Annotated in this window: 5 protein-coding genes and 1 rRNA gene; 4 read left to right on the top strand and 2 right to left on the bottom strand. The window is 68.6% G+C overall.

The window, feature by feature from the left end; all coding sequences use genetic code 11:
- The first annotated feature begins 25 nt into the window (after positions 1-25).
- On the top strand, positions 26-1,354 hold the full coding sequence (gene glyA, locus JDV09_RS14935; RefSeq protein ID WP_221369914.1) for a serine hydroxymethyltransferase: 1,329 nt from the start codon (positions 26-28) through the stop codon (positions 1,352-1,354).
- Complete coding sequence (locus tag JDV09_RS14940; RefSeq protein ID WP_221369915.1) at positions 1,351-2,721, top strand: L-serine ammonia-lyase; 1,371 nt, start codon at positions 1,351-1,353, stop codon at positions 2,719-2,721. Before glyA ends, JDV09_RS14940 begins: the two co-directional genes overlap by 4 nt.
- A 47-nt stretch (positions 2,722-2,768) precedes the next feature.
- Here JDV09_RS14940 and JDV09_RS14945 read toward each other — a convergent pair whose 3' ends face one another.
- Complete coding sequence (locus JDV09_RS14945; RefSeq protein WP_221369916.1) at positions 2,769-4,112, bottom strand: APC family permease; 1,344 nt, start codon at positions 4,110-4,112, stop codon at positions 2,769-2,771.
- Between the two features lie 138 nt (positions 4,113-4,250).
- Between JDV09_RS14945 and JDV09_RS14950 the strand changes: the two genes are divergently transcribed.
- Positions 4,251-5,843 carry a DNA-3-methyladenine glycosylase 2 family protein gene (locus JDV09_RS14950; protein ID WP_221369917.1) on the top strand — a complete coding sequence of 531 codons (1,593 nt, stop codon included), beginning with the start codon at positions 4,251-4,253 and terminating at the stop codon, positions 5,841-5,843.
- Entirely contained in the window at positions 5,737-6,243 is a 507-nt protein-coding gene (locus JDV09_RS14955; RefSeq protein ID WP_221369918.1) for a methylated-DNA--[protein]-cysteine S-methyltransferase, read from the top strand. Before JDV09_RS14950 ends, JDV09_RS14955 begins: the two co-directional genes overlap by 107 nt.
- A gap of 66 nt (positions 6,244-6,309) precedes the next feature.
- Here the strand turns inward: JDV09_RS14955 and rrf are convergent.
- A 5S ribosomal RNA gene (rrf, locus tag JDV09_RS14960) occupies positions 6,310-6,422 on the bottom strand.
- Between the last annotated feature and the right edge of the window lie 29 nt (positions 6,423-6,451).

Raw genomic sequence — 6,451 nt, forward strand, 5'->3', positions numbered from 1 at the left:
CGCGCCGCCGAAAGGGGATCCACCCATGACTGCCACTCTTCCCGTCGCCGATGCCGGCCCCGCAGGTGCTTCCCGCGGCGAGGTACTCGTCACTCCGCTGCGGACGTTCGACCCGGAGATCGCCACGCTGCTCGACCGCGAGCTGGACCGCCAGCAGCGCGGCCTGGAGATGATCGCGTCCGAGAACTACGCGCCCCGCGCGGTCATGCAGGCCCAGGGGTCGGTGCTGACCAACAAGTACGCCGAAGGCTATCCGGGACGCCGCTACTACGGCGGCTGTGAGCATGTCGACGGTGTCGAGGCGCTGGCGCTGGCCCGGGTCAAGGCCCTCTTCGGTGCCGAATACGCCAACGTGCAGCCACATTCCGGCGCGCAGGCCAACGCGGCGGCGATGCACGCCGTCCTGCGACCGGGCGACAGGATCCTCGGTCTGGCACTCGCGCACGGCGGGCACCTCACGCACGGCATGAAGTCGAACTTCTCCGGCCGCCTCTACGACGTGTCCGCTTATCACGTGCGGGCCGAGGACCATCGGGTCGACATGGCGGAGGTGCGCCGGCTGGCCCACCAGCACCGTCCCCGGCTCATCCTGGCCGGCTGGTCGGCCTACCCCCGCCATCTGGACTTCGCCGAGTTCCGCCGGATCGCCGACGAAGTCGACGCCTATCTGATGGTGGACATGGCCCACTTCGCCGGCCTGGTGGCGGCCGGACTGCACCCCTCACCGGTTCCCCACGCCCACATCGTCACCTCCACCACCCACAAGACGCTCGGCGGCCCGCGCGGCGGAATCATCCTGGCCGAGGAGTCGTTGGGCAAGAAGCTCGACAGCGCGGTCTTCCCCGGACAGCAGGGCGGGCCGCTCGAGCACGTCATCGCGGCCAAGGCCGTCGCCTTCAAGATGGCCGCCGAGCCGCACTTCGCCGAGCGCCAGCGGGTGACCCTGTCCGGTGCCCGGCTTCTCGCCGAGCGCCTCACCCGGCCCGACATGGCGGCCGCCGGCGTCAGCGTGGTCAGCGGCGGCACCGACGTGCACCTGGTCCTCGTCGACCTGCGGCACAGCGAGCTGGACGGCAAACAGGGCGAGGATCGCCTGCAGCGCGTCGGCATCACCGTGAACCGCAATGCCGTCCCGTTCGACCCGCGCCCGCCGATGGTCAGCTCGGGTCTGCGGATCGGCACACCCGCCCTGGCCGCACGCGGGTTCGACGACGAGGCGTTCGGCGAGTTCGCCGACATCATCGCCGCCGCACTCAAACCGGACACCGACGATCACCGGATCGCACGGCTGCGCGCACGGGTCGACGAGCAGGCGGCCCGGTTCCCCCTCTACACCGGCTGGACGAACCCATGATCAGCGTCTTCGACCTGTTCAAAGTCGGAATCGGACCGTCGAGTTCGCACACGGTCGGGCCGATGCGGGCCGCCCGCCGCTTCGTCGACTGGCTCGACGAGCAGGATCTGCTGAGCCGCACCGACGGCATCCGGGTGGAGTTGTTCGGCTCGTTGGGCGCCACCGGCCACGGGCACGGCACCGTCGCGGCCGTGGTGCTCGGCCTGGCCGGACAACGTCCCGAACACATCGACCCCGATGCGGCGGCCGATTTGTTCGCCCAGGTGCAGGCGGCGGACAAGGTGGTGTTGGCCGGTACGCACGCGATCAGCTTCTGCGTCGCCGACGACATCGTGCTGCACATCGGCCCGCGACTGGACCACCACAGCAACGGGATGCGCTTCCACGCTCTCGGCACCCAGAACACGCCGCTTGCTGCCCGCGAATACTATTCGGTCGGAGGAGGTTTCGTCCTCGACGAGGACGAAACGGGGACACCCGACGATCACTCCTGCAGCGGTCCGGTGCCCTACCCGTTCCGGACCGCCGGAGAACTGCTCGCCCTGACATCGCAGACCGGTCTGCGCATCAGCGACATGATGCTGGCCAATGAGTCCCGGCTGCGCCCCGAGGCAGAGGTGCGCCGCGATCTGCTCGACATCTGGTCGGTCATGCAGCAGTGCGTCGCACGCGGCATGGCGGGCACCGGTGTGCTGCCGGGCGGCTTGCGGGTGCGCCGCCGCGCGGCGGCGATGCGCGCCAAACTCGATGCCGACACCGACGAGCGGGATCCGCTCCGGGCGATGGACTGGGTGACGCTGTATGCGCTCGCGGTCAACGAGGAGAACGCCGCGGGTGGCCGGGTGGTGACGGCGCCGACCAACGGAGCGGCCGGCATCGTGCCTGCGGTGCTGCACTATTGCCGCGATTTCGTGCCGGGCTTCGACGACGACGCCGTGGTCCGGTTTCTGCTGGCTGCCGGCGCCGTCGGCATCCTGTGCAAGACCAATGCGTCGATCTCGGGCGCGGAGGTCGGCTGTCAGGGCGAGGTCGGCTCGGCGTGCGCGATGGCCGCCGCCGGGCTGGCCGAGGTGCTGGGCGGCACCCCTGCGCAGGTCGAGAACGCCGCCGAGATCGGAGTCGAGCACAATCTCGGGCTGACCTGCGACCCGGTCGGCGGGCTGGTGCAGATCCCCTGCATCGAGCGCAACGCCGTCGCCTCGGTCAAGGCCATCACGGCGGCTCGGATCGCATTGCGCGGCGACGGTGACCACCACGTCGGCCTGGACACCGCGATCAGGACCATGCGCGACACCGGCGTCGACATGGCCGACAAATACAAGGAAACGGCGATGGGCGGACTCGCGCTGACCGTCGTCGAGTGCTGAGCGAATTCTGTCCTGCCGTCGGGCGCCGAGCGTCGAGGTGGCGACGGTCAGTGCGGCTCGGTCATCCCGGTCATCTCGGGCGTCGGACGGGTGAAACCCCGGGTCAGCCACGCCAGGTAGACCACCCCGACGCTCGCCCACGACACCCCGGCGATGAGCGCGTCGGCATCGAGGTGGATCAACAGGTAGATGTTGACCACGGCGCCGATCATCGGGAGCAACACATATCGCCACGCCGGCAACGACCGACCGCGGTGCCGCAGAAAGTACGCCACTACCGCCAGGTTCACCATCGTGAAGCCGCTGAACGCGCCGAAGTTGACGAACGACGTCGATGACGCAACGGTGAGAAACATTGCGGCCAGCCCGATCACACCGGTCAGCCCGATGTTGAACATCGGGGTACGGAACCTCGCAGACACCATGCCGAACGACCGTTTCGGGAGCACGCCGTCCCGCCCCATCGCGTACAGCAGCCGCGAGACGGCGGCCTGCGCGGCCAACCCCGAGGTGAACTGCCCGACCACCAGCGCGGCGAGGAACACCGAGCCGAACACGGCCCCGCCGACGGTGTATGCGATGTCTTCGGCCAGCGAGTCGGCGTCGGTGAACGTGGCCCCCGGCGCCACCAGGCTGACCGTATAGGCCACCACCACGAAGATGCCACCGCCGATGAGCCCGACCAGCACGATCGCCCGGGGCACCGTGCGGGCGGCGTCGTGGATCTCCTCGGTCAACGTGCTGACGGCATCGAATCCGAGGAACGAGTACGCCGCCACCGCCGCACCGGCCGCGATCGCCGAAAAGCCACCCTCACCGATGAACGGCCGCAGCGAAACCAGCGATGCCGCACCGGTATCGGAATGCCGCAGCAGGTGAGCCAGTGTCAACGCCACGAACAGCGCCACGATCAGCAACTGGAAACTCATCAGGACGAAGTTGGCCCGGTCGGCCACCTTGAGCCCGACGACGTTGAGCGTCGTGGTGAGCACGATGAACGCCAGGATCCACACCCAGGGCGGCACGGCGGGAAACTGCCCCTGGAGGTAGGCGCCGCCGATCAGCCAGATCACCAGTGGAAGGAACAGATAGTCGAGCAGGATGGCCCAGCCGACCAGGAAACCCAGCCGCGGATCCAGTGCCTTGCGGACATAGGTGTAGGCCGATCCGGCCACCGGGTAGTGCCGGGCCATGATGCCGTAGCTGAGTGCGGTGAACAGCATCGCCACCGTGGCCAACAGATACGCACCGGCGCTGGCGCCGCGGGACCGTTCGGCGATCACCCCGAAGATTCCGAGCACGATGATCGGGGTCATGTAGGCCAGCCCGAACAGGACCGCCGAACGCAATCCCAAAGTCTTCTGCAGTTGTGCGCCGGTGCCGGAATCCATCGCCTCAGAACCTACGCCCGATGCCAAGGCGCTGCGCCGGGTCGTGGCCCACGGCGCGGCGGACCACCCTCCGAAGTCTCACCTCCATGTCGCTTTTCCGCTAGTAATGCACCGGCGGGCCGTGCCATTGTCGATGTCATGCACACCGACTTCGACCGTTGCTACCGGGCCGTGCAGGCCAAGGACGCCCGGTTCGACGGTTGGTTCGTCACGGCCGTGCTGACCACCGGGATCTACTGCAGACCCAGCTGCCCGGTGCGTCCACCGTACGCGCGCAACGTCCGGTTCTACCCGACGGCGGCGGCCGCCCAGCGGGCCGGCTTCCGGGCCTGCAAGCGATGCCGGCCCGACGCCTCGCCCGGATCGCCCGAGTGGAATGTCCGCGGCGACGTGGTGGCGCGGGCGATGCGGCTGATCGCCGACGGGACCGTCGACCGTGACGGCGTCTCCGGGCTGGCGGTGCGACTCGGCTACACCGTTCGCCAACTCGAGCGCCTGACGCAGGCCGAGGTGGGTGCCACACCGCTGTCGCTGGCCAGAGCGCAGCGCGCCCAGATGGCCCGGGTACTGATCGAAACCACCGAAATGCCATTCGGCGATGTCGCTTTCGCGGCGGGATTCACCAGCATCCGGCAGTTCAACGACACCGTGCATGCGGTGTACGACCTCACGCCGACGATGCTGCGCACCCGGGCACGGACCCGGTTCGGCCGCGCAGATGTCGCGGCCACCGGGACGTTGTCGGTGCGGCTGCCCGTCCGGACGCCGTTCGCCTTCGAGGGCCTTTTCGGGCACCTGGCCGCCAGTGCCGTGCCCGGTGTCGAGGAGGTCCGCGACGGCGCGTACCGCCGCTCGCTGCGGCTGCCGCACGGCACCGCGATCGTCGCGCTGACGCCGCACCCCGACCACGTGCGCTGCCGCCTCGAGGTGGCGGACTTCCGCGACGTATCCGCCGCCATCGCGCGATGCCGGCGGCTACTGGACCTCGACGCCGACCCGGAAGCGATCGTGGGCGCGCTCAGCGCCGACGAACGTCTGGCCCCGCTGATCGCCAAGGCACCGGGTCAGCGCATCCCGCGCACCGTCGACGAGCAGGAGTTGGCGCTGCGCGTGGTGCTCGGCCAGCAGGTGTCCGTGGCGGCCGCCCGCACTCACGCGGCGCGGCTGGTCGCGGCCTACGGAGACCCGATCGCCGACGCCGAGGGCGGGCTGACCCACGTGTTTCCGTCCACCGAGCGACTCGGCGAGATCGACCCGCAACGTCTGGCCTTCCCGAAGGCGCGGCAGAGCACCCTCGGCGCCCTGATCGCCGCGATGAACCGCGGCGACGTGGAGCTCGACTCCGGCTGCGACTGGAATGCCGCACGCGAGCAATTGCAGGCACTGCTCGGCATCGGTCCATGGTCGGCGGAGATGATCGCCATGCGCGGCCTCGGCGACCCGGATGCCTTCCCCGGGACCGACCTGGGGGTGGCCGCCGCGGCCCGACAGCTGGGCCTGCCGTCGGCCGCACGAGGGCTCGCCGAACACGGGGAGCGCTGGCGTCCGTGGCGTTCCTATGCGACCCAGCATCTTTGGACCGCACTCGACCACTCCGTCAACGCGTGGCCCCCAAGGAGGAACGATGAAACACCTGCGATATCGAATGATGGACAGCCCGGTCGGGAGGCTCACCCTCGCCGGTACCGGAGACCGGCTGCAACATCTGCGGATGGTCGACCAGACCTATGAGCCGGACCGGACCGGCTGGGAGCCCGACGATTCGGCGTTTCCCGACGCGGCGCTGCAACTCGAAGAGTACTTCGCCGGCGAGCGCCGGGAATTCGACCTCGACCTCGACCCGGCCGGCACTACGTTCCAGCGCCGGGTGTGGGCGGCACTGCTGACCATCCCCTATGGCCAGACCCGCTCCTACGGTGAGATCGCCCGTCAGATCGAGGCCCCGGGAGCGTCGCGTGCCGTCGGAGTGGCCAACGGGCACAACCCGATCGGGATCATCGTCCCGTGCCATCGGGTGATCGGCGCGAACGGAAGTATGACCGGATACGGCGGCGGAATAGAGCGGAAGAAGACGCTACTGGCTCTCGAGAAAAGCCATTGTTCGTCGCCGACTCCGACATTGTTCGATTAGTTTCGGCTGATACACAAATGCCTGTGCCCCCCAATTTTAATTGGGGGGCACAGGACTTCAATTTGTGTTCGGCGGTGTCCTACTTTTCCACCCGGGTGGGTAGTATCATCGGCGCTGGTAGGCTTAGCTTCCGGGTTCGGGATGGGTCCGGGCGTTTCCCTGCCGCTATTTCCGCCGTAACTTTATTCACTTGTTTCAGTGACAACTC

The sequence above is a fragment of the Mycolicibacterium xanthum genome (assembly GCF_019710635.1).
In the GTDB taxonomy this organism is placed as follows: domain Bacteria; phylum Actinomycetota; class Actinomycetes; order Mycobacteriales; family Mycobacteriaceae; genus Mycobacterium; species Mycobacterium xanthum.